The sequence below is a fragment of the Stenotrophomonas sp. HMWF023 genome (genome assembly GCF_003060985.1).
GTDB classification, from domain to species: Bacteria; Pseudomonadota; Gammaproteobacteria; order Xanthomonadales; family Xanthomonadaceae; genus Stenotrophomonas; species Stenotrophomonas lactitubi.
Window position 1 is genome coordinate 1 of record NZ_QAIJ01000072.1, and the last position, 22,623, is coordinate 22,623.

The 22,623-nt window shown below is 58.8% G+C and carries 15 protein-coding genes and 1 pseudogene; 9 read left to right on the plus strand and 7 right to left on the minus strand.

From position 1 onward, the window contains the following. Nucleotides 1-324: 324 nt before the first annotated feature. From DBR20_RS02910 to DBR20_RS02930, 5 genes are all read right to left on the minus strand, one after another. The gene (locus tag DBR20_RS02910) at nt 325-1,422 is read right to left on the minus strand and encodes a fimbrial protein (RefSeq protein ID WP_108265124.1); all 1,098 of its coding nucleotides are present in this window, start codon (nt 1,420-1,422) and stop codon (nt 325-327) included. Further along, nucleotides 1,419-3,977: a fimbria/pilus outer membrane usher protein gene (locus tag DBR20_RS02915; protein ID WP_181393003.1), complete on the minus strand. Its 2,559-nt coding sequence runs from the start codon at nt 3,975-3,977 to the stop codon at nt 1,419-1,421. Before DBR20_RS02915 ends, DBR20_RS02910 begins: the two co-directional genes overlap by 4 nt. Before the next feature lie 162 nt (nt 3,978-4,139). Next, on the minus strand, nt 4,140-4,874 hold the full coding sequence (locus tag DBR20_RS02920) for a fimbria/pilus periplasmic chaperone (protein WP_181393004.1): 735 nt from the start codon (nt 4,872-4,874) through the stop codon (nt 4,140-4,142). 65 nt (nt 4,875-4,939) lie between these two features. Then, entirely contained in the window at nt 4,940-5,485 is a 546-nt protein-coding gene (locus DBR20_RS02925; protein WP_108265127.1) for a fimbrial protein, read from the minus strand. A gap of 367 nt (nt 5,486-5,852) precedes the next feature. Further along, nucleotides 5,853-6,899, minus strand: coding sequence for a hypothetical protein (locus DBR20_RS02930; RefSeq protein ID WP_108265128.1), 1,047 nt, complete (start codon nt 6,897-6,899; stop codon nt 5,853-5,855). A gap of 487 nt (nt 6,900-7,386) precedes the next feature. On the opposite strand from DBR20_RS02930, the gene DBR20_RS02935 reads away from it, so the two are divergent. From DBR20_RS02935 to DBR20_RS21850, 3 genes are all read left to right on the plus strand, one after another. Then, entirely contained in the window at nt 7,387-7,950 is a 564-nt protein-coding gene (locus tag DBR20_RS02935; RefSeq protein ID WP_181393005.1) for a DUF4879 domain-containing protein, read from the plus strand. Between the two features lie 330 nt (nt 7,951-8,280). Next, a complete protein-coding gene (locus DBR20_RS02940) occupies nt 8,281-9,423 on the plus strand; it encodes a lytic polysaccharide monooxygenase (RefSeq protein ID WP_108265130.1) in 1,143 nt (380 codons plus the stop codon). Nucleotides 9,424-10,063: 640 nt separating this feature from the next. After that, nucleotides 10,064-10,417: a hypothetical protein gene (locus DBR20_RS21850; RefSeq protein WP_146186938.1), complete on the plus strand. Its 354-nt coding sequence runs from the start codon at nt 10,064-10,066 to the stop codon at nt 10,415-10,417. Between the two features lie 206 nt (nt 10,418-10,623). Here the strand turns inward: DBR20_RS21850 and DBR20_RS02945 are convergent. Continuing rightward, nucleotides 10,624-11,347, minus strand: a pseudogene (locus tag DBR20_RS02945) (IS5 family transposase); the annotation flags it as partial. Nucleotides 11,348-11,573: 226 nt separating this feature from the next. Here DBR20_RS02945 and DBR20_RS02950 point away from each other — a divergent pair. Beyond that, nucleotides 11,574-12,239 carry a hypothetical protein gene (locus tag DBR20_RS02950; protein WP_146186939.1) on the plus strand — a complete coding sequence of 222 codons (666 nt, stop codon included), beginning with the start codon at nt 11,574-11,576 and terminating at the stop codon, nt 12,237-12,239. Nucleotides 12,240-12,387: 148 nt separating this feature from the next. Here the strand turns inward: DBR20_RS02950 and DBR20_RS22040 are convergent, their stop codons facing one another. Then, nucleotides 12,388-12,786 (minus strand): DUF2628 domain-containing protein, encoded by a 399-nt coding sequence (locus DBR20_RS22040; RefSeq protein ID WP_181393006.1) that lies wholly within the window; start codon nt 12,784-12,786, stop codon nt 12,388-12,390. A gap of 1,865 nt (nt 12,787-14,651) precedes the next feature. On the opposite strand from DBR20_RS22040, the gene DBR20_RS02965 reads away from it, so the two are divergent. The 5 genes from DBR20_RS02965 to DBR20_RS22045 all read left to right on the plus strand — a co-directional run. Further along, the gene (locus DBR20_RS02965) at nt 14,652-15,980 is read left to right on the plus strand and encodes a Fic family protein (protein WP_108265134.1); all 1,329 of its coding nucleotides are present in this window, start codon (nt 14,652-14,654) and stop codon (nt 15,978-15,980) included. A 787-nt stretch (nt 15,981-16,767) separates the two neighbouring features. Beyond that, a complete protein-coding gene (locus tag DBR20_RS02975; RefSeq protein ID WP_146186940.1) occupies nt 16,768-17,277 on the plus strand; it encodes a hypothetical protein in 510 nt (169 codons plus the stop codon). A gap of 278 nt (nt 17,278-17,555) precedes the next feature. After that, nucleotides 17,556-19,355, plus strand: a complete 1,800-nt coding sequence (locus DBR20_RS02980; RefSeq protein WP_108265137.1) for an AAA family ATPase — start codon at nt 17,556-17,558, stop codon at nt 19,353-19,355. Further along, the gene (locus tag DBR20_RS02985) at nt 19,330-21,129 is read left to right on the plus strand and encodes an ATP-dependent helicase (RefSeq protein ID WP_108265138.1); all 1,800 of its coding nucleotides are present in this window, start codon (nt 19,330-19,332) and stop codon (nt 21,127-21,129) included. The genes DBR20_RS02980 and DBR20_RS02985 overlap by 26 nt, the downstream gene beginning before the upstream one ends. 667 nt (nt 21,130-21,796) lie before the next feature. Next, nucleotides 21,797-22,623: hypothetical protein (locus tag DBR20_RS22045; protein WP_219927779.1), on the plus strand; the 827-nt coding region annotated here is incomplete at its 3' end.

Below are 22,623 nucleotides of genomic sequence, written 5' to 3' on the forward strand. Positions count from 1 at the left end.
ACGCCACTTTCCGAATGGCAGCGTGCGTGAGCTGAGCCATGCCGCAGGGCTTCGATGGTTCCTGGCCTTATTGCAAGGTGATGCACGATGCTGGGGCGGGCGAGAGTCAGCGCCCGGCTGCTCAGACTGCTGGTGCAGCGTCACAGTGCAGCTGATTTGGGAGCTCTCACCCCATTGCATCGTCAGTGATGCTCGTGGAGTATCAATGCTCCCGTGCATCTAGCTTTCCTATGCCACCTTGCTAACCGTTGCGCAGCATTCATCCAACGCTTCATCGCAATCTGTGGCGACAGATGTCCTTGGGCCCTGCACGGGTGCGAAGATCTAGTCGTAACTGAGCGTCACCAGCGCCTTGGCCTCGATGATTCCATCTTCGATCGTGGCGGCTTCCTGGATCAGCTTTGCCCTGAAGGTGACTGGCTCATCGGTAACGCCACTCGCACCACTATCCAGAAGCTTGAAGCGCCCGGGGTTGTCTTGGGCAATGTCCTCTGGACCAAAGGAAATCGGGCTGCCATTGCCCTGATCCGAATAGAGCTTCAAAGCAACGCCGCTGGGGATGTCCCCGCCAGTGAGGGTCAAAGAGTCGGTCAGGTTGCCTTGGTTGGTCGCGTCGGTGAAAACGGCATACGCACTGACGTTGGCCGGGCAGGTCAACGTGAAGCCGAACTCCTTCTCGTTCTGCCAGGCGTTACCGATGCCAGGAGCTTCGGCGCTGGAGAAAGAGCCGATATCGACAAGAGACGGAATGTTTGCAGGGGTGCAGGAATTTGCCTGAAAGATGACCGTCGCCATCGGTTTCATTCGAGTAAACATGGGAACTGGGTCGGCAACAAACTGTGAGTCATAGGCGTCATTGATCTTCATTTGATGCGCGTTGTTGAATCCAAGATCAATGATTCCCTCTGGAATGGGCGTGGCGCGGCCCATGCTTACAAGTCGCGTCGATACACGGATAACGCTGGTGCCGATCGGGAGCGTTACTCTGCCAATAACGCCGGCTGAGCTGGCGTGGAGCACTGTTCCATCGGGAAGGGTGGCCTTCATGATTGAACCGACATGAGCGCCCGCGAGGGAGCCGGCCACGTATGACTGGCCGTCGACGACAACGGGCATCTGGTCTGCAGCGTAGATATCTGCCTGGAAGTCGTATGTTCCATCCACATGGCAGAGAATTCCGACGTTGGTATCGACCCATTCGCTCACTGGTGTTCCCGCGGGCATGTTGGCATCATCAGAGGCAATTCTGACCACGCCGTAGAGAATGATGGGACTGGTGACATTGAAGAGGTTGTTGTGGTTCTCAGGCTGCTCGAACTCACAGATCTCTGGAATATGGACCTCCTGCGCGTTCACATTCGTGGCCTGGGTGAATGACAGCACCATAAGAGCCAGCGCCGCTGCTTGGCTGAGAAATTTCATTGCTGGCCATCCTTCGAGGTTGAAAGGCATCGAAGCTCGTTCTGGTTCGAGCTTGTATTCATTGGCTGATCCTTCTGCATCGACAGAACGCAGCTGTTCATCTTGGCGTCTCCCCAGCGAACCGTAAGCATTGAGCCGGGTGCTGAGGTCTGGACATAGATCAAGCTTCCCTGCGCAACTTGGCCAACCAGCGCTCCGCTTTCATCAAACACCTCAGCACCGAAAGGCAGCTTCGCGCCGGCTTCGTCGCGAACACTGATCAACTCCATCCGGTTCTGGCCACCTTCGAACTTCAGCCATGCCACCGCACCCGCACGCGGCACGGCATCGAGCCGGTTGGTCTCAAGCTCGATCAGCTCGGTGGCGGTGGTGGGATCAAGAGTGACGGTGTTCTTGCGGTAGGGGCGCAGGCTGTTGACCACCGCATAGCCGCGGCTATCCACCTTGCCGAATGTACCCACACGGGCACCTTCAGCACCCTGTGCCTCGACAATGGCAATGGTCTCAGACAGCGAGGGAGCGAGGGTCACGCCGCCGCGGTGCACGACCAGACCGCCGGACATGCCGAACGATTGCGCGCTGGACTGCCCCGACTGGCTGGTGCTGGCCGACATGCTGGCATAGGGAGCGTTGTAGCCCGCCCCCAGCGACCAGGAAGCCGACTGCGTCTCGCCATCGGATACCGAGGCGTTGTAGTTGAACTGGCCACGATCACCAGCTTGTCCTGCCAGGCCCGCGCTCCAGCTATCCCCGCTTTCGCGGCGATCAAAGCGCAGATCAACACGGGGCGCGCGCGACTCACGCCACAAGGGAATGGAATAGCTGAGGTTGATCTGATTGTCAGCACGACCAAACGCATCACGCGTGCGGCTGGCAGAGATGGAGTAGTTGCCACTACCAAGACGGTTGGAGTAGCCGAACTGGAAGGTGGTATCTCGCCCACTCCGGTTCCAGTAGGTGCTGCTCGAACCACTGGCGTAGATGGTTCCGTAGCCGTTGGCCAGAGTCTGGGTGACGTTGAGCTGAAGTGTATTCTTACGCTGCTGACGCGCGGGGCTGATCCCGGGGCCGAAGAAGTCGTCATCCACGGCCGACAGTGCAGCAGCGTCGCGCAGGGACAGGTAGCCCTCGCTCGAATAGCGATAGGCCGCCACGGCTACGCTGGTGCCGGTGGTGGGCAGGCTCTTGCTGTAGGTAGCACGAACACTGTGGCCAGAGCGACGACTCGCGTCACCGGGCAGCTGGGCCGAGGAGAAGGTCACATCGGCGGAGATCGCACCCAGGCGGGTATTGAGTGCCGTACCAGCCATCGCTGACAGGTAGTTACCATCGTCGGTGGCCTGGACGCCTCCGAAGCCTGTGACCACGTTGTTCAGGCCGCGCTGATAGGTACCTTCAACAAAGCGCACCTGGCTGGTGACGTCACCATAGCCCACATTGCGCAGCTGGCCAGCAGTGGCCGAGTAACGCGCCTGGCCCGGACGGAGCAAACGGGGCACGGAGGCGTAGGGCACGACAAACCGGTTGCTGCTGCCATCGCTCTCCATCACCGTCACCTCCAGATCACCAGCAAATCCGCTAGCGTAGAGGTCTGTGATTTCAAACGGGCCCGGCGCCACGGCAGCTTCGTACACGACGTAGCCGGACTGACGGATCACCACATTGGCGTTGGTGCGAGCTACGCCGCGCACAACCGGAGCAAAGCCGTTCATGGAGTCGGGGAGCATCCGCGGGTCGCTGCTGACCTGCACGCCATCGAAGGCGAGCGAGTCGAAGAGTTCGCCGGTCGTATTGGTGCGGCCCACGGTCAGTCGTGCCTTGAGCTTGGTCAGGTCACGGCGAGCGTATGCGGACATGGTCTGCAGGTGGCCACCATCACCCTGTCGCCAGTTGTAGTTGGCGTCATGACGAAAGCGCCACGCCCCCAGACTCAGTCCGGAGGACATCCGCAGGGATGTGCTGAGCTGGCTTCCGCTGGTGGGGTTGTCCCGGCGGTAGCTGTTGAGCGAGTAGGCAAACGTGCCCGCGGTGACGCCATCGTCCCATTGCGACGGATCCACGTAGCCGCGCGGCGAACGGTCCAGCGCGGCCTGCGGTACCGAGAGCATGAGCTGCAGCGACGAGCTGTTCAGGGTGGCTGTAGCTTCAGCCACCAGCGCACTGATGTCGGCGCATTCCTCAGCACTCTGCCCGGCCTCGATCGCAGCGGTCGCAGCCTTGACGCCCAGCTCGCTGAGCATGGACAGGGGGAGGCACGGCTCGACATCGCGCTCACCTTCAACAAGGCGCAGGCGGCGACGGCCAGTGTTCGTCTTGTTCACAAACACATCGACGGCATACTCGCCGGCTGGCAAGGAGGCTCCGCGCTCGAAGCGGGAGACCGTCTGACGGGTCGACGAATCAAGGAAAGCCTGGTTGAAGCTGACTTCCTCAGCAGACGCGGACGTCCCTGCAATGGCCGTCCATGGCGCCAGCAGGGCGCCGGCGATGGCAATGCTCAGGGCAGCCGGTGCTGGCCGAGCGCGCACGCTCGGTGAGTACGTTTGAATACGCATGGGGCAAGACTCTTGGCAGAAGCGCATCGGCTACGAGGCGCGATGGGCGGCGATCGATCCGGAGGGAGATGCGCCGCAAGGGCGCGCAGGTAACGAGTACCTGAAGTTCAAGCGTGGTCAGCCCATATCGGCCGAGCCAGGCGGGTGCAGCCTGCTGGCAGCTTAGGGGGTCACGTTCGTATCAACCGTGCCGCCGTAGTCATTGATGCTGCGTACGACGAACGGGGTGCCCGATGCCAACGGCGAGGGCAGGTCAATGTGCATCGCGCCCAACGGGGGTACCGAGGCGCCGGCGTTGACCCGCCCAGTACCTGGAATCGTAAGGAACGCAACCGAGACGTAATAGGGAGTCGGGTTGGTCACCAGCACACTGGGCTTGCCATCGTGGGAGGACGGCTGCCAAGTCAATGCCTTCACCGATTCGCTGGGCGAGCCCTTCAGGCCCTTGGGGCGCAGGAAGACTTTGAGTCGGGTGCGCACCGCAAACTGAAGGTTTGCAGAGAGCTGGCCCTCAGTCGCATTGTCCTCACCCTTCTTCGGGCTGGCGGGAATGTCCAGGACGTTGATCCAGTACAGTGATTCTCGATCCTTGGGTGCATCTTTGCCCAGATAGGAGACACGCAGGGACTGGCCCATTCCACCATCAATGCGGGTGATCGGCGGAGTCACGACGAAGGGCACACCCTCAATGTTGTCCGGGCGCGACTTGGGGTCGCCGGCATCGATCCATGTCTGGACAAGACTCGGGGTAGTGCCGCGATTGACCAGCTCCACTGCGACTTCACGGGCGTCGGTCGGATAGATGACACGGGTGGTCCCCACCTGAACACCGGCCTTCGCCAGAAGCGGCGTCGCCATAAGGCAGGCCAGCAGGAATCGAATGGTCGGAGTATTCATTGGGTGTCCTTCAAGGAAAGCAGCGGGGTGAGGACCACGCCCCAAGGGGCGTGGTCGCATACATCTCAGTTCTGAATGACCATGAAGTTGGCGACGGCATTGATCTCGCCCTGCTTCACCTTCGACGCGTCCTGAGCAATGAGCGAGGCAGTGAGGTCGATCTCTTCTTCACCGGTAGTAGTTGCCGGGAACTTGATGGCGTCCTCTTTCTTGAGATCCAGCGGCACGCCGGCCATGGACAGCTGCACTTCCACGCCCTCAGCCGGAGTCGTGACGGCGGCATTCTTGACGTTGCCGTAGGTGGATACATCGCCGTCCTCAATGTCGAGGGAGTACACCTCGCCAGTGCTAAGGCAGTTGCCGGTGGCTCCTTTCAGCTTCAGCTTGAAGTCCTTCGGGGCAATCGGAGCTCCGCTGACAAAGTTGTTCATGCCGACCTGCGGCATTGCCACGGAGATCGCGCCGCCGGCAGTGGAGTCACCGCCTTCGATCTGGCAGGAAGCGGTCAGCACCTTGCCGGTGAAGGTGATGGAGCCGTCAGCAGCCATCGCACCGGCAGAGGCCAGCATGGTGGAGGCGGACAGGGCCAGGCTCAGAATCGTCTTGTTCATGTTGCTTGTTTCCTTTGTGGAGATAGTTGGGTGTTGCCGATGGATAGCTGGATTCAGGGCAATGCAGAGCTTCAGCTCGAACGCGCCATATGAACGCTCAAGGTGCGTTCGAGCACAAAACTCGCTGTGGTGTAGCTGTGCTGTTGGCCTTGGCCCCGCCGTTGACCAGCGGGAGGAATAATCGGTTCTCGACCGATCGGGGACGATAGAATTCGTTCTATTTCCGGCAGGCTGGGCGCTCTTGTGTGGCGTTCGTTCAGTCAATGGAACGGTGGCCTAGCCAGCGGGTTTGGCCGGAATGACATCAATCCGGCGGCAGCCACGAGGTGACGCAGAGTCACCTCGCGGCTGGGCCGATCATGCGTAGTCAGTCATAGCCCAGCGTAAACAGTGCGACCGCTTGTATCGCTCCGTCATTCATGACCGCCTCGGTTCGATAGAGCCTGGATCTGAACTGTGCTGTCATGGAGCCGCCACTGCCGCTGTTCATCAGCTTGAACCTGCCGAGTGCGTTTGGAGCCACCGATTCCGGACCAAACTTGATAGGTTCCAGCTCGCCGTCCTGTACCAGTTTCAGCGCTATACCACTTGGTACGTCTGCATCGGTGAGGGTCAAAGAGTCTGTGAGATTGCCGGGATTGCTCGCGTCGGTAAACACAGCGTAGACGTTGACGCTCGGGGGGCAAGTCAGGCTGAGTCCGAACTGCTGTTCATTGGGCCATGCGCTACCAACTTCTGGCGCGTCAGCCAGTGAGAAGCTTCCGACATCCACTGAGCTCGGGGTCGGGGACGACGTACAAGCGTTGACCTGGTAGACCACTTCTCCTTGCGGTTCTCCGCCGAAGGTGAGGTCTGAGCTTCCACCTGCCGAGTTGTCGTGTGCGCCAGGCAGTACAAATGTCAGCCCGTCGGCGATCGGATTGATGTCCAGCCGGCCTTCTTGGATGGACAGAGGATTCCCCATGCCGACAAGTCTGAATGAGATGTCATATGCGCTGGTGCCGATCGCGAACGATACGGGTAGCAAAGGACCGCCGGAGGCGCTTCCCAGTTTGATGGGGAGCTGATAGCCATCCGCGAAGGTAAAGCGCACCACGATTCCAACGCTGCCACCGATGGTTGACACGGCGCTGTAGGACTGGCCATCCACATCGACAGTTGCGATGTCATGCGGGCCTTGTAGCATGGCAGTTAGCATGAACTGCGACGGTATTGCGCAGGACACGCTCACTCTCTGATCAACCCAGTCCGACAGCGGCTTCCCAGCCGGAAGTTGTGCTTCGCCTGGTGGGATGCGAATGGAGCCGAAAGGATACGTGGGCTGAAAGAGATCTGTGGCGGTGCTTCCCACGAACTCACAGATCGTTGCGCTTGCCGGCGTGGCCAGTGAGCCAATGCTGACGACCAGAAGCATCTTCAGGAATTATGCGACAAATTTCATTGGTCAATGACACCTGGGTTGGCGAGACGTCTGGTTGAAGAAGGCTCGATCTAGACTGGCTGCGGCTTGAATGATGGCGGGCGTGTGATCTGCCGGCGTGCCAATGGCGCTGAGGACAGGGGCCGTTGTGATTGATCAGGCACAAGCAGATGGCGGCGGGCAGCGTTTGAAAGGTGCTGCCAACAAAGGATCTGCTCTTGAGCCGATCGATCGTGAATTCTCCGGAACCCGTCAGGGGCATTCAATCGAGGAATCTCTAAAATAGTCAGCGGTGCAGATGAGGCAGGCCATCGAGAGGCCGACGCCGATACCACGCTGTCGAAGCCTCTACTTGCCAATAGCGCCATCGCTCGAATTTTCGAAAAAGTTCTATAGCGATACCTGCATCCGGTCGCATCGAGTTCCTGGCGGGGTACCTACGCTAATTGCGCAGCATTCGCTGCCTACAACAGGAACAGATATGCGCAAGTTGATCGTGGCTGCAGTTCTGGCAGTTGTGACCTCACCCGCAATGGCAAGCGAGGTGACCATGTCGGTACGGGAGTTCCCCTCCCTGCACCTGGAGGGGACTTCAGTCGGTCGAACAATCAAATCAGAAGGATGGGAAGCCGTGGCCCGTGACGGTGAGCGCGGACCTGCGCCGCCGATCACCCAGGTGGCCGTGCTGGCGGTTGGATCGACAGATGCAGGTGGCTGGGAGTACATGACCACGCTGGGGCAGCTGATAACACAGAAGAATCACGGCGGTCCCGAGCTGCGGGTCGTGGTTCGGGAGATCGGATACGGCGGAACGCCGATGACATCCCTGTTCGGTCAGCCGCTGCCAACCAGTGCTGAGTACAGGACCGATGGTCTGTGCATCACCGACCAGATGTATACGGACGATTGCCAGCCGGGCCAGACCATCGTCGGTTGGCTGCGGTACTTCAACCTGGACGGCTATCAGGAAGGCAAGTTCTGGTTCACGAACAGGTCGATCAACTCTCCAGGAAAGCTCTGGGAGACCGGGATTCACATCCAGTAAGAGGGGGGCTGTACGGCGATCCCTGGGCGAAAGCCCAGGGATCAACGACTCTTCTGTGCAGCGACGAAGAACCCTTCATCAACAATCGCAGGCTACTGGCGACAAGCCGTCTGCAGGCCAGCGGAAACCGCGCGCCGATGAAGGATTGAGCACGTACTGAGGCCATTTAGGGCCGCGAAAGCGGAAGCTCAATTTTTTGTATTCAGAATTTTCCTACAAGTGGCGAGACTCGCCGCACTGCGCAGCAGGCCAGTTGTGGGCCGCTGAAGGTTCCGAAGGCAATCACTGGCCTGGGCTGTGCAGTGACATCCCCCAAGCCACGGAAATTTCATGTCACATCGAAACTCACGCGCACTGCTGGCAGTCTCCCTTGCACTAGGCGGCCTGGCCGCTGCAGGTGCTGTCCAGGCACACGGCACGATGGTCAAGCCCATGAGCCGCGTCTATGCCTGTTACCAAGGCAACCCTGAGAACCCGACCAATCCTGCCTGCGCAGCCGCCAAGGCTGCCGGTGGTGCACAGGCCTTCTACGATTGGGCGGGCGTCAATCAGGCAGATGCCGCAGGTAACCACCAGGCGGTGGTGCCGGACGGCAAGCTCTGCAGCGGTAACAATCCCACCTACACCGGTCTGGATCTGCGACGCTCGGATTGGCAGACAACGCCGATCCGTCCGGATGCCCAGGGTCGCTACACCTTCGAGTTCAAGGGTGCGGCACCGCATGCCACTCGTGAGTGGAAGTTCTATGTCACGCGCGAGACCTGGAAGCCAGGCAGTGAGCTGCGTTGGTCTGACCTGGAGGCGTTCTGCACCCTAGGTAACACCGCGCTCTCGGCCGATGGTACTTACAAGCTGAACTGCCCGCTGCCCAAGCGCACCGGTCCGCACATCATCTACAACACCTGGCAGCGCTCGGATTCCAATGAGGCCTTCTACAGCTGCATGGACGTCAAGTTCGAAGGTGGCAGTACCACTCCTCCGACCTGGCTGGACGCGGGTGCCCTGATCGCCCGTGGAGCACTGCCGGTTGACACTTCGGTGGAGCTTCGTGTGTTCAATGGCTCCGGTGGCGACGCTGAGCGCGTTTCCACCACCTTGCCGTCGGGCCAGACGGCTCCAACCCAATGGCCGCTCTATGTGGCCCGGAAGGTCAATTCCAGCGCCGTCAACGCACGCATCGGCGTGATGAACAATGGTGTGATTACCCCGGTCGCTTCGGCAACGGCAAATCGTGTGTACCTGAAGCAAGGCTTCACTCACCAGGTGGATATCCGTACGCCGGGCGAGGACTTTGACCATTTGTATCCGGCGGGCATTGGCAGCTATGTGCCAGGTCAGACCGTGGTGAAGGGCAGCGACGGCAAGCTGTACGCGTGCCGCCCGTTCCCCGAAGGCGCGTGGTGCAACATCAACGCCGCTGCCTATGTCCCGGGCGTCGGCTATGCCTGGCGGGATGCCTGGCTGCCGTACTGAGGCCTGCCTAAGGCATTTGGCTGACGGCGCGTGACTGAGGGCGTCTTGGCGCCAGTTGTCACGGCCCTGCAGTTGTCAGTCATGCGGTAGTCGACTAGCCTCGGGGAAATCCCGGGGCTAGTTGTTCCGGTCGCACGGATGCGCTCAATTGAAGTGGCGCCATGGATGCTGCGAATGGAGTGTTTAAGAGAGGCAGTGTGGCCCATGGTCGAGCCGGCCACTCTCGAAGTTTCTCTATAGCGTGAGTGCGTGGGCCGACGCACTCTTACCGCTTCCGCCCACATGAACATGCGGGTGGATCTCATTTCATCTGGATGAACGCTAAGGTGGGTTTGAACAGACGGCTCGGACGCGCAGATTCCGGTGTTTGACCAGGCGTCCGGGATCGCACGCACGAAAGGCAGTAAATTTCTGGCTGCCCTTCGCACCGCAGCGTGGAATCCCCGTCCTGCAGGCGCAATTGCCCCATCCATCCACAGATTGGACAGCGCGAGACCGTAGTAGCCTTCAATACCCTGAGAGCGGTAGGACTAACAGCACCTGTTGCCAAAGTGCGACATTGCGGGCCCGAGGACAGCTAACCAATGTAGGTGCCCGTGCAGGCACACCAACCCTAAAGCCAAAATCAAGGGGGGAGTAAATGCTCGCAGAAATCAGCATCACTCAGCACTCCAAATTAAATGAATTCATAACAGCCCTGTCAAATAGAGGCATGGATTCATTGGTTATCAATTTCAACCTAAGCAGGTCTGTGATTGATGAAATATTTGATGCACTTCCCGTATACTTGTCGCCAAACTACAAGCTGTCAGCGCCACCGATATCCAGCCAGTACGGAGAGTTCCCTTTAATCGTTGCATACAAAACTGAAGTGGGCGACATTTCAGTAGAGTGCTACATAGTTGGAAATGATGAGCCCGGCGAAGCTATTTTGCATGTGGTTTTTTTCGCCGCCACACCAGGCGATCTGCATTATGAATTTATAAATTCATAGCGGCCTCGACAAACAAACCAGAAAGCAAAAATTAGCACAACCCAACGCCAGCGAAGAGTGGCGGATACATCTAGGGATGGTCTGAACAATAAGCACTGAGTCCTGAATTTCCAGGTTCGGCCCAGCCACCGACCGGCAGGCGCGCCAGATGTGCGATTTTTCGCCGTTTTGGTGGTGCCGCCAGGCACCTGCGGACGGATTGATCCCTATGTCGGCAGCAACTGCCGGCGCACCATCCAGAGATTGGACAGCGCGAATAATGTCAGCACCTGTGCCGTGTTCTTGGCCCAGCTGCGGTAGCGCGCCTTGGTGTAACCGAACTGACGTTTGATCACCCGGAACGGGTGCTCGACCTTGGCACGCATGCTGGCCTTCCAGCTCCCCCAGCGTTCAACCTGTTTGCGTTCCCGCGCGTTGCCAATGGCCCTGGCCTGCGAGCGCTCGGGCGATGAAGAACACCGCCTGGCAGTTGGACAGCTCTGAACGCTTGTCGGCATCGGTGTAGCCGCTGTCGCCGAATACGCGCTTTTCCTTGCCACGCAGCAGCGCTTCGGTGACCGTGACATCGCTTACATTGGCTGCCGTGCACTTGACGTGATGCACTAGCCCGGAGAATTCATCAAAAACGATGTGCGCCTTCATCCCGAAGTATCACTGGTTGCCCTTGCGGGTCTGATGCATTTCCGGGTCGCGCGCCTTGTTGGTGTTCTTGGTCGAGCTGGGCGCGTGGATGATCGTGGCATCCATGATCGTGCCGGCGCGCAGGCTCTGGCCTTTGCGCGCAAGCTGCGCATTTACCGCCTCCAGCATCTTCGCCGCCAGGCAATGCTTCTCCAGTAGACGACGAAAGTTGAGGGTCGTGGTCTCATCCGGGATCACATCGAGCCCGCTGAGCCGGGCCAATAGCCGCATCGAAGCGATCACGTGCAGCCGATGGTTGGGAAAAACGCCCTGCACGCCGAAGCATGAGGATTCTCGAAGTTTCTCTATAGCGTGAGTGCGTGGGCCGACGCACTCTTGCCGCTTCCGCCCGCACGAGCCGCGGGTGGATCTCATTTCATTTGGATGGACGTCAATGGCGCAGAGAGGTCTTCTGTTTGGGCTTGTTACTGGCTTCTTGGCAGTCGTCTTCCTGCTGGCCTATGGATACAGAACGATGACCGCAACGACTGATGTAGGCGATCAAAGCGAATGGGTCGCTGAATGCGACGCAAAGCTTCTCGATAGGATGCGAGCACTGATGGTGCCCGCGTTCGATCCAACGGAGGCGGGCGGCATCTACCTGGTGCCAGCTGATCCGGAGGATGACGAAGCATTGGAGACGTACGCAGCATTGGCTGAGATCTGCCCGGATCCAGCAGGCGCAACTGCTGTCGACACTGAAGAGGGCCAGCAGTGGATTGTCGAAGTGTTGACAGCAATGGCCGGCAGATTCATCGCCAATGGGAAGCTTGAGCCCGGCATTTATCACCTTGACTCATCTCATCAGCACGAGTTTGCTCCGAGTGCCGAGACATCTGATGGAATCACGGTGGAGGTATCGCCGGACAGTCTGACTCTCCTGAGATGGATGAACACCCATGCCTATGGCCCGATGGTCATGCTGATGGACAGCAAGCGTCCATATGGGGACATGTCGTACTTCTACATCGACATGGCTACCGCGCTTGGAGAGCCTGTTCCGCTTAATCAAGAGGGGGACGCGGAGTTCTCCGCAGAGGCGATTGAGAGGTATGACCGCCTGCACGGTCAGATGCTGGAAGTTGTGCAGGTTTTCTGGCGCTACGCTGTGCCGGAGAACCTGGATAAGGTCAGGCATTGAGCCGGCAATCAGGCCTCTGCCCGTGCCTCGCCTGTGGGTGTGCCCGGCAGCCTGAGTTGCCGGGCGAGGATGTCACTGGCTGATGCCACCGATAAGGCCGCGGTGTGGAGCTGGCTCCGCGAGCCATACCTGTCTTGTGGCTGCCTTATCAGAAGAAGCGCAGACCCTCGATGGGATTCCACGTCTGAATGCCAAGCTTCTCCTTCTGGTAGTAGGCGTAGTTCACCGACAAGGCCGCAAGGATGGAGAGCGCGATGTTGATGCAGCGTGAGATGACTGGTGCGATCGAATCTGGCAGCATCGCACAGACAATGCCTGCGATCAGGGCCAAAGCGATCCAGCTCAGAAGCTTCTTCCAGAGGCCATGGGTTGCCATGTAGATCGGTGCGAAGAAGAGCACCCACCGGTTGACTGCAATCAGATTACGGTCGCGCCAGTTGGGGAGTGCCTTCAGTGCGGGGCGGAAGCCCGGGTCGCTGGGAGCGCCATGCTGTTCAAAGAAGGCGAAGCGCTTCTGCCACTTGTCGCTGTACTGCTTGTTCTTCATGGATGGATGTTCCAGTTCGTTCAGGACGGGCGATGATCGAAGGGCCGGCCCATCAGCTCCATAGAGATTGATCGAATTTGATGCGCAGTGTTCTTGTCCTGCGTTCCATGGCCTGACCTGGGAGGAGTCTGTACCCAATCCCGAGGGCTGATTGGACCGGATCTGTTTGCAGCTCTGGTATGAGCCGGCCGTGGGGCACTGCGACAAGCGCGTCTCGAGCGCACCCAAAGAGTGCTGATTCCGTAATTGACGGGTTGATTCCTCAACTTTGTTCATGGCGATGCCCCGCAGGGCGGAGCATCCTTGAGGAGGCGGTCATGGATGAGACATGCGCCGCCGAGTTCCACTCAAGGCACTGAAGCCGGGCCACGCATGCGAAGCTACATCCGCTCTTCCATCGCGACATCAGTTGTTCTACTTGTGACGTTTTCAGCCCATCCTGTTCGAGCGGATGATGTTGGTCATGCGGATCTGCCAACTATCACTCCGTCAGTCCGGCTGAGCTCTGCTGAGGCACTGGCCGATCTGAGGGAGGTCATCGAGTGTCGAGCGTCCCCGACGGTCAACGAGCGGCTGGCCGACAATCTGTGGGGCGTGATCCTCAGAGGTACGCCGGACGAGCACTCGGAGTTTGCGGGTTGGAGGATCGTTGAACAGCCGGATAGAGCCATCATCGAGTTGGAAATTCCGGAACCAATCCATGTCTTTGGTCGATCTACCAGGCGCATTGGGGTGCAGCCCCAAGCGACATACGCCATCCTAGGCGAGGCCACCGTGGAGGATGTCGCGGGTGAGTTGGCTCTTCGGCCAGCAGAGACGGGGCCGGCGCCATCAGTCTGGCGGCGGGAACTGTCGCGGAGGCATCTGGAAGGAGGGAGGATCCACATGCGCTCACTGGTTGCGGGTCAGGTATGCATACATTCGAACTCTGTAGTACTGGTGGGGTGTGAGGATCTCTTCGACGTTTGGAGGGAGGAGTACCGTCGGCATGGTGAGGCGGGCCCATCGCCCCATCCTTGAAGTTCTGGTTGATGCTGCTTAGCTGGTAGAAGCTAGCGGCCTGTAACGCTGATGTAGTACGCGGCGTATGGCTCGATTGACCGTTCCGACGCAATGAGCAGATTCGAATGGAAAGGTCACCACCGTCACCGGGCTGCTGTTCTTCCCAGGTGAACAACTGTCCAAATCCTTGGGGAGTTCATCTAAGTCCATGCACAGGCGATTTCCTTACGTGATGTGCTTTGAGGTGTCTGAAGGGCGGACTGTAGAGTCCGATCTGACCTATGCTTTTGTCTGCGTCATATGCGCCTCAAACGTTGAGGCGGAGGGTCGTGCGGGCAAGCTCCTGAGAGACAGGGGCTTCCTGCAGATCAACTTGATGGCAGTTCGCTTGATCTCTGCTCATATCGAGGCCGTACTTCTTCCGTTTGAGGAAAGGTTGGTGCGGGCAGCAAGAGCTGACGTATCTGGGACGGCGGCTCTGTTCCGGCAGTCCGGTCATCTATCGGGTGCATAGATGGGGAGGGTGGCGGATTGGGTGCCGCGGGTACTGGGTAGCGCGACTCTCCGGCCGGCGCGGACTCCCGCCAGTGACGGTGGTACTCCGAGTGAGCTGAGCGGGTTGGATCCATGCCCTCGGACTTCTCTCGATCCGTTCAGCTCGGTCCTGGTGCTTGGTCGGCAAGGAGGGTTACCAGTGTCTTCCAGGGCTGGTTGAGAACGGGTCAGAAGCGAAGATTCGGGGCTGATGTAATATAAGTCATTGAAAAATAAAGAGTGATGCGTTCAACTCTTCTCTCAACAGTGCTGGCGTCCGTGCTCTGAGTTTGCTATAAAAAGCGATATGTTTTTTATAGAAAATTGACATGAAACTGCCGGTCCCAGCTCCTCAGGTGAGCGAGATGCTGATGAATCATCACGATCAGCTATCCAAGATCCTTTCGGCCAACCTGGGGCCAGAGGTCAATGGAGTGTATGAGCACTGGGACAAGCTCAGGCACCGGACTCCGCCGGCCGGTCTGACGTCTGAGGAGTGGTGGCTGGCCATCAGATTTCGCAGATCGGGCATCGCCAAACGGTTGCCCCTGGTCGACGGTGCGCAGATGCACTTTATGCTTTCGCTGACTGACTCGATGCAGCGTCGCCTCCACTTCATCGATCGGGAGGCTGCCGGTGCGATCAAAGGGATGGACGGCTCCGGCAGTCAGGGGCGCTTCCTGATTCGATCGCTCATTGAGGAGGCGATGACTTCATCGCAGCTGGAGGGAGCAGCGACAACCAGAGCGGTGGCAAAGGAGATGCTGTCCACGGGACGGCCTCCGCGAGATCAGTCCGAGCGGATGATCTACAACAACTACGTAGCCATGAACATGATTCGGGAACGTGGCGTAAGGCCGATCACCCCCGAGGAGGTGCTGGAGCTTCATAGCATTCTGACCGATGGCACGTTGGAGGCCGACTCTGACTGTGGGCGGTTCCGGACTGCAGAAGACAATGTGGTGATCTACGATCGAGGATCACCTCCGACCTTGCTTCATGTGCCGCCGCCCGCTTCGCAGGTCCCTGAGCGTCTGGCCAAGCTATGTGAGTTCGTGAATGACGGTGCCGGTGAGCCTTTCATCCACCCGGTTGTTCGAGCCATCGTGCTGCACTTCCAGATCGGTTATGACCATCCGTTCGTTGACGGCAATGGAAGGACCGCCAGAGCACTCTTCTACTGGGCGATGATGAATGCTGGGTATTGGCTGACAGAGTACCTGTCCATTTCCAGTGTCCTGAAGAAGTCTCCGGCCAAGTACATGCGCGCCTATCTCTACACCGAGAGTGATGGGCAGGACGTCAGCTACTTTGTCGCTCAGCAGCTTGAGGCGCTGGAAGAGTCCATCCAGGCGCTTCATGCCTACATTGCCAAGAAGAATCAGGAAGACAGGGCGGCCCGGCGGGTGCTACGTAGTGCGAGGGTGGGCGAGGTGGTTCTCAATCATCGGCAGCGCGCCTTGCTAGCCAACGCGCTCAAGGACCCTGATCGCGCGTACACAGTTGCAAGCCATCAAGCGGCGCATACGATCACCTATCCGACGGCGCTGAGTGATCTCAATGCCCTGGTTGGCGCGGGTCTTCTGATCAAGCAGAGAGTAGGGAAGGCCAATGAGTTTCTGGTGGTTCCGGACCTTGGGCGGAGGTTGGCCCTCTGATGGTCCGTGCTCGGCAGTTGGCGGACCTCATCACCGCCTTGGATCTTGATCAGAAGTGCGCCGTAGCTGGGATAGCAAGGCTCGTTGGGGCCTAAGCTGCGCTGGTTCGACCATCTGATAGAGTCCAGGGAATGGGACGCACGGGCACATGGAGGTGAGCGACGTGGCAGGAAGATCGTCTGGGACAGCTGGAATAGTCGTCGTGGGACTCCTGGTAGTGGTCATTGCCATGTGCAATGGAGGCGGGCGACAAGGCCCTCAGTCCTTGTCGTCAGATGAGGAGTTGCTCCCCACGCCAACTGAGCCGGAACTTCGTCCCGTAGAGAATGCAGAGGCTCAGTTCGTCTCAGCAACCGCTCTCAACCAGCGTTCCTCGCCCAACGGTAAGGTCGTCGGAAAACTGGTCGGTGGCGACTCTGTTGTGGTGTACGAACGTCAAGGGAGCTGGGCACGGGTGTCGCCCGAGGGTGCTTCGGCCAGGTGGGTCAGCTCCAACCTTCTGTGTAGCGGAAGCGGGTGCTACAGGCCTGCTAGCAAGCCCTCCCCGCGATCACCTGAAAGCTCTCGTCCAGCTCGCAGCAACTATCTGGATGGAGGGTGCCCATGTTCGGGGTCTCGAGTGTGTATTGGCCCGCGCGGTGGGCGCTACTGCATTACATCTGGTGGCAATAAGCGATACGGTGTTTGACTAAGTCAGCTCCTGCCGCTGAAAAAGGCAGGGTGCCCGCCGATCACAGGCGACACCCTGGGGCTAACGCCCGTTTGCACGCACAAGGAGAGTAGATTGGTGAAGATTGACTGGACAGCGATCGCTGCAGGAATAGCTCTTTTCATCTGGATTGCCGATAAATTCCAGCGATCGCGTGAGAGGTCCGCTACCAGGAGACTATTGGCGCAGATAATGACGTCTCCAATAGGAAATGCGCGTCTCGAGGTTGTGAAGATACGCTTCGGGCTTGCCGAGAATGGTGCCGAACAGCTTCAGGATTTAGCGAGCTCTCGCGATGCGCGCGTCGATTTCTGGGATCAGGTGAAGTCTCTCAACGTTGATCTACCACCTCAGTTCTACGACAAAGCAGATATCTTTGATAGCTCAACCACCCGGACTCTGGCCTTAGCGCTCTCGGCGGTAAACGAGCTGCGGTCCATCGTTAGGATGACCTCCGAGCTGGCCGCTTCGGCGACAGATGACGAGGTGTATGCTCACATTCGCACAGTCGGTGAGAAGGTTGTTGCCGCGGATGCTGCGCTGGAGCATGCCTTCGATGAACTGATAAGAGTTGGGAGGGTGAGTTAGCCCAGTCACTTGATCAAGAGCGTGGTCCATAAGCTCGATATCCCGTCATCCCTAGTTATAACGGCCCTCAGGGTTGCTTGTGAAAGGCTCCCCTGCATCCAGCTTTCGCAGGGGTAGGTGGATTTACCGAGCGTAGGGAAGGGCATCTTCCGACCAATTGCGGCACTTCAGGATGTCGCACTGAAGTCCCGGAGTGCCAACGTTCACCGGTTGAGGTCCAGCTACCAGCGGTGATCTGCGATAGTGTTAGCACGCACAGAATAAGCAGGAGAGTGTGAATGCGAATTAGTCGAATCGCGATCCAGAACTACGCCAACTTTGAGAGCGTCGACTTCGCTACTGACGACAATTTGGTGATTGTGGGAGAGAACAAGGCAGGTAAGAGCAACCTGCTCAGGGCTTTACGTCTAGTGCTTGACCCTATGCTTCCTGACCGTGACCGGCAGCTGGGTCTCGAGCACTTTTGGGACGGCCTGAACGATACGAAGCTTGGCGCTACTGTCAAAGTGTTACTGGAGTTCACCGACTTCGAGGACAACGACAACCTGCTCGCCGTGCTGGGCGGAAGCTTAGTACACACCGAGAACCCAGTCGTCGCTCGGCTGACCTACCTGTATCGCCCGAAGGCCGCGCTCGAAGGCGCAGCGCCGCGAACCTTGGCGGATTACGAGTTTTTGGTATTCGGCGGCACCAACGAGGACAACGTTCTTACGGCTGCCCGCAGGCGCGAGCTGCCGATGGACTATCTGTTTGCTTTGCGTGACGCGGAAGGCGACCTGCTGAACTGGAGGCGTTCGCCTCTTCGGCCGATCATCGAGGAGTTGACTGCTGGTCTGGACGAAGAAAGCCGTAAGGAACTGGAGCAACTTGTTAGTAGTGCCCAGAACACTCTTGCGCAGCGTTCTGAGGTCTCTGCTGCCGCAGGTAAGGTCTACGACCGCCTTGTGAAGATGGTCGGCGACGAACACGCCGTGTCTTTGACGCTGGGCGCGACGCCGACAAACGTGGACGTGCTGCTGCGGGGCTTGCGGCTTCTTATTGACGGGGGTGCCCGCGGCATTGGCGACGCAAGCCTGGGAACGGCAAACCTCCTCTTCTTGACCCTAAAGGGGCTAGAGCTTGAGCGAGCAGTCGAGGCAGGAGAACGCAGTCACACGTTCCTTGCTATCGAGGAGCCCGAGGCGCACCTGCATCCGCATGTTCAGCGGTTGGTGTATAGGCACTACCTTGGTGAGAAGGACGATGCGCCGGAGAACGTCACCACCATATTGACGACTCATTCCCCGCACATTGTGAGCGTCGCGCCTCTACGCTCCGTCATCCTTCTGCGTGAGAACGCTAAATGTGGGGCGACATCGATTACTTCCGCGGCTGAAGTGGAGTTGCTGCCCGACGAAGAAGACGACCTGCAGCGGTATATCGACGTCACCCGCGGCGAGCTATTCTTCGCCCGAGGCATCATCTTCGTCGAAGGCGACGCGGAAAGGTTCCTAATTCCAGAGTTTGCCACTGCGCTCGACGTCAACCTCGACACACTTGGGGTGACTGTGTGCTCAGTGGCCAGCGCCAACTTTCTGCCCTACTTGAAGCTAGTAGGGCCTAATGCCCTGAACATTCCCTTTGTCATCTTGACGGACCTTGACCCACCGGACGACGGCGGGGCGCCGCTTGCCTTTACAAGAGTTCGCGAGATCTTGGCGCTATGGATGCAGCAGGAGGAAGTTAATCAGTACGCGGAGTTCGACGACATATGGGAAGACGCTGAGGCGAACGGCGTCTTCGTCAATGACAAGACGCTGGAAGTCGAGCTATTCCAAGCTGGGATGGGGGCTGCAATGGCGGCCATCCTGAAGAAGCACGCGAACTCTTGGGGCCTGCAGCGGAGGGGCGAAATGACGGCATGGATAAACGATCCGACCACGCTGAATGAGGGCAAGCTCCTAAGCTGGATTGGCGAGGTTGGTAAAGGACGTTTTGCTCAGGCCCTAGCCGGCTCCGCCACCGAGGCGATTTGCCCCGATTACATCAAAAAAGCGCTGAAGTACGTTAAGAATGGCTTCTCTCCAGTCGAGTTCTAAATACCTCCAAGCTGCACTGCAGCTTCGGGACAACCCCGGACAGTGGGCGGCTTACGAGTCCACCGGGAATTGCTGTGTGCTGGCCGGTCCGGGAAGCGGGAAGACAAAGACGCTCGTCACGAAGCTGGCGCGTGTCATGGCAGAGGACGTGTGGTCGCCTCGAGGGGTAGCCTGCATCACCTTCAGCAATGAAGCAGCGCGTGAGCTCATTCGCCGCCTTCGGCAACTTGGTCTCGAGCAGTCTCCGCGACTGTTCGTCGGCACCGTTCACTCGTTTTGCTTAGTGCATCTACTACTGCCGTTTGCGCAAATCGCAGGCCTGGAGCTGCCTTACCCAATAAAGGTCGCCACAGAGTCCGAAGCCGCGAGCATCTACCGCGCGGTGGCAGAGAAGCTTCGCGGCTTTGGGCAGCCAGTGCGCAAAGAGGAGGTCGATCGCCACCGCCGAGTGAACCTGGACCGCGACGCCAAGGTTTGGACGATGGGCGAAGAAATGACTGTGCTGGCGGAGGCATACGAGCAGGAGTTGCGTAAGCAGGGGCTCATCGACTTCGAGGACATCGTTCACTACGGTCAGCGCCTGGTGAACGAGCATGACTGGGTCCTAAAGGTCATCCAAGCCAAGTTCCCGGTACTGGCCGTCGACGAGTACCAAGACTTGGGGGCTGCGCTGGACCGCATCGTGCGCCGGCTTGCCTTTGACGCCGGTGTCCGGCTTATCGCTGTGGGTGATGTGGACCAGTCGGTCTACGGTTTCACGGGAGCAAACAGCGAGCTGCTGGAGGATTTGTCGAAGGCGAGCGGCGTCGAAACAATCCGGCTGAAGATCAATTACAGAAGCGGCAGCGGCATTATTGAGGTCGCGCAGCGGGCATTAGGAAAAGACAGGGGCTATGAGTCTTCGGAACCTGAGAGACAAGCCTCCGTCCAAGCACACAAGTGCGACGGGGGCTTGCAGCACCAAGCTGAGTACGCCATGCAGACGCTAGTCCCTGCAGCACTGACTGCCAGGGAGGGGCGCCAGCTCGGTGACATTGCGGTGTTGTACCGAAACCGGAATGTGGGCGACGCGGCAGCAATAGAAGCCGTGAAGGCCAAGTACCCGTTCATACGCATCGACAACGCCGCCCCGTATCGCAAGGTTCCTCTCACCAGCTGGGTGGAAGATTGTGCCATCTGGTGTGCAGGAGGCTGGAAGGCTTCGTCACCACCCCTGCACGACTTACAAGGCAGATGGATTTCCTTTCATGGTGGCTTGTCGGACAAGGAAGCACGGGACCAAGCCGCTCGGCTCACGCGCTTTCTGTGGCGACACCGCGGCGATGGTGCGGCGCTCGACTTTGTCGCAACCCTACGGATCGAGCTGCTCAACGTGTTGATTGCCGCCAGACCAGCACTGGTCGACCAGGCTGCGCACGTGGAAGGTATGCACAAGGCCCTCGAGAGAGGCGGAGTTCTTGTCGGCACCACAATGGCGCAGATCGGTCGCCGAGATGGAGCGCCTGAGCAGCTCAATTTGCTCACGCTCCACTCCGCGAAGGGCACGGAGTACGACGTCGTCATCATCTTAGGTCTGGACCAAGGCGAGTTCCCCTCGCCGAATTGGGCTGACAACACTCCCGAGAAGATGGAGGAGGCGCGTCGTTTGTTCTACGTCGGCATCACGAGAGCGCGCGTCCAGGTGCACTTGATGTACAGCGGTTTCAGGCGGAACCAATTCGGCAGGGAATGGCACGAAGGACCATCGCAGTTCTTAGATGGCCTGTTGCCGTAGCTCCACTTCGAGGGAAACAGCGCAAAGCGAAGCCAGTTCATTGGGTGGACCCAGCAGAAAGCAGTCCTTCACTAAGGACCGCTCTTGGCCGGAAGCGGATGTGAGCCTCCCTGGCAGCGCGCTTTAATGATGAGGAACGTGTCGATGGTCAGCACCCGGTGCAACATCTGCGGTCGAAAGCTTGGCGTCTCTGCCGATCTGCTCTCTGCCGACTGCGGCGGAGACTGCTGGGGCTGCGTGGGAGCGATGGAGCTTGGTTGGCCAGAATCGGCCAAGCGGGTCGCGAAGGAAATCCGAGCCGGGCTTCGGGAGCCTGATGGGGCGGCTAAGCCGCGGTCCGGCAGTTAGCGGGCCAACGTCCGCTTCTGGCCGGAAGCGGACGCTGACCAAAACGGTGTAGCGGAATGCCGCTCAATGGTTGTCCGGCCCTCGGTATCAGTCATCCTTTTGACTTGCGACGCTACGGGATGCTTGGCGGGACGTCAGCCCACAGCCTAGTTGGTGCTTCCAGCAATGACGGTGTCTCTCGGAACTCAGATCATTGGAAGCAGTGTCAAGCTGTTGCGTCTAGCAAGCGATCTTGTTGACTTCCATTTAAGCTGCTTTCAACATCGTCCGCCGCGCTTCGGATCGCGCGGGACAAACGAACGACTTGAAAGGAAGAAACATGGCAACAGGAATGCGTGCCGCACGCGAACTCACCGCCGAAGAACTACTGCTGGTTTCGGGTGGCAGTCAGACGGACTTCCAGGCAGCCTCCAGCGGTGTTTGGGAAGGGGAGAGCGATCAAGGAGTGGTCGAACACTACTTTGACGAGACCCGCTGGGATGGTCTGGAAAACGTCCAGTTCGACATCAGCGCCGCGGGGATGTTCGCACTCGCTGCAAAAGGCAGCTTCACTTCCGGCGTAACAAGTGAGCTGGATGAAGTTCTTAGCAACATCCCCGATGTCCAGCAGTCACTCAAGAACTACTTGGACAGCGGACTGTCCATCCAGTTCCGCGAGATGGGCGCGGCCAACGGATATGTTGAGCTGGGCAGCATCTATTTGAATCCGAACATCAAGGGTGATGCCCTACAGATGGCGAGGACTATCGCCCATGAGTTGGCCCACGTCGAGAATCGGGTGACTTGGGACCACACGCCAACGAGAGAGGAGTACATCGCCACCTACCTCAAGGAAGAGGGGCGCGGAGTTCTCGCAGCGATGAAAGCCAACGACGTCCTAGCAGCAAAGTACCCGGAAGCGGCCACCTACACTTGGGACTCTCGATTCATTGAGATCAAGAACAAGATTGGATCCGAGTACACGGTCGACCAAGCAATCAAGGCCATGGGCGACATCTACGGCGGCATGAGGCATCCCACCGATCCAAATAAGACCCAAGCTGACTACTTGGCCGAACCGTGGGATGAAACATTCGGGGCAAAGGGTGGTTCAGGAGCCGGAGGTTGGGGGGGGACTGGCGGAACTGGGGGCGCTCCCTGGACAGG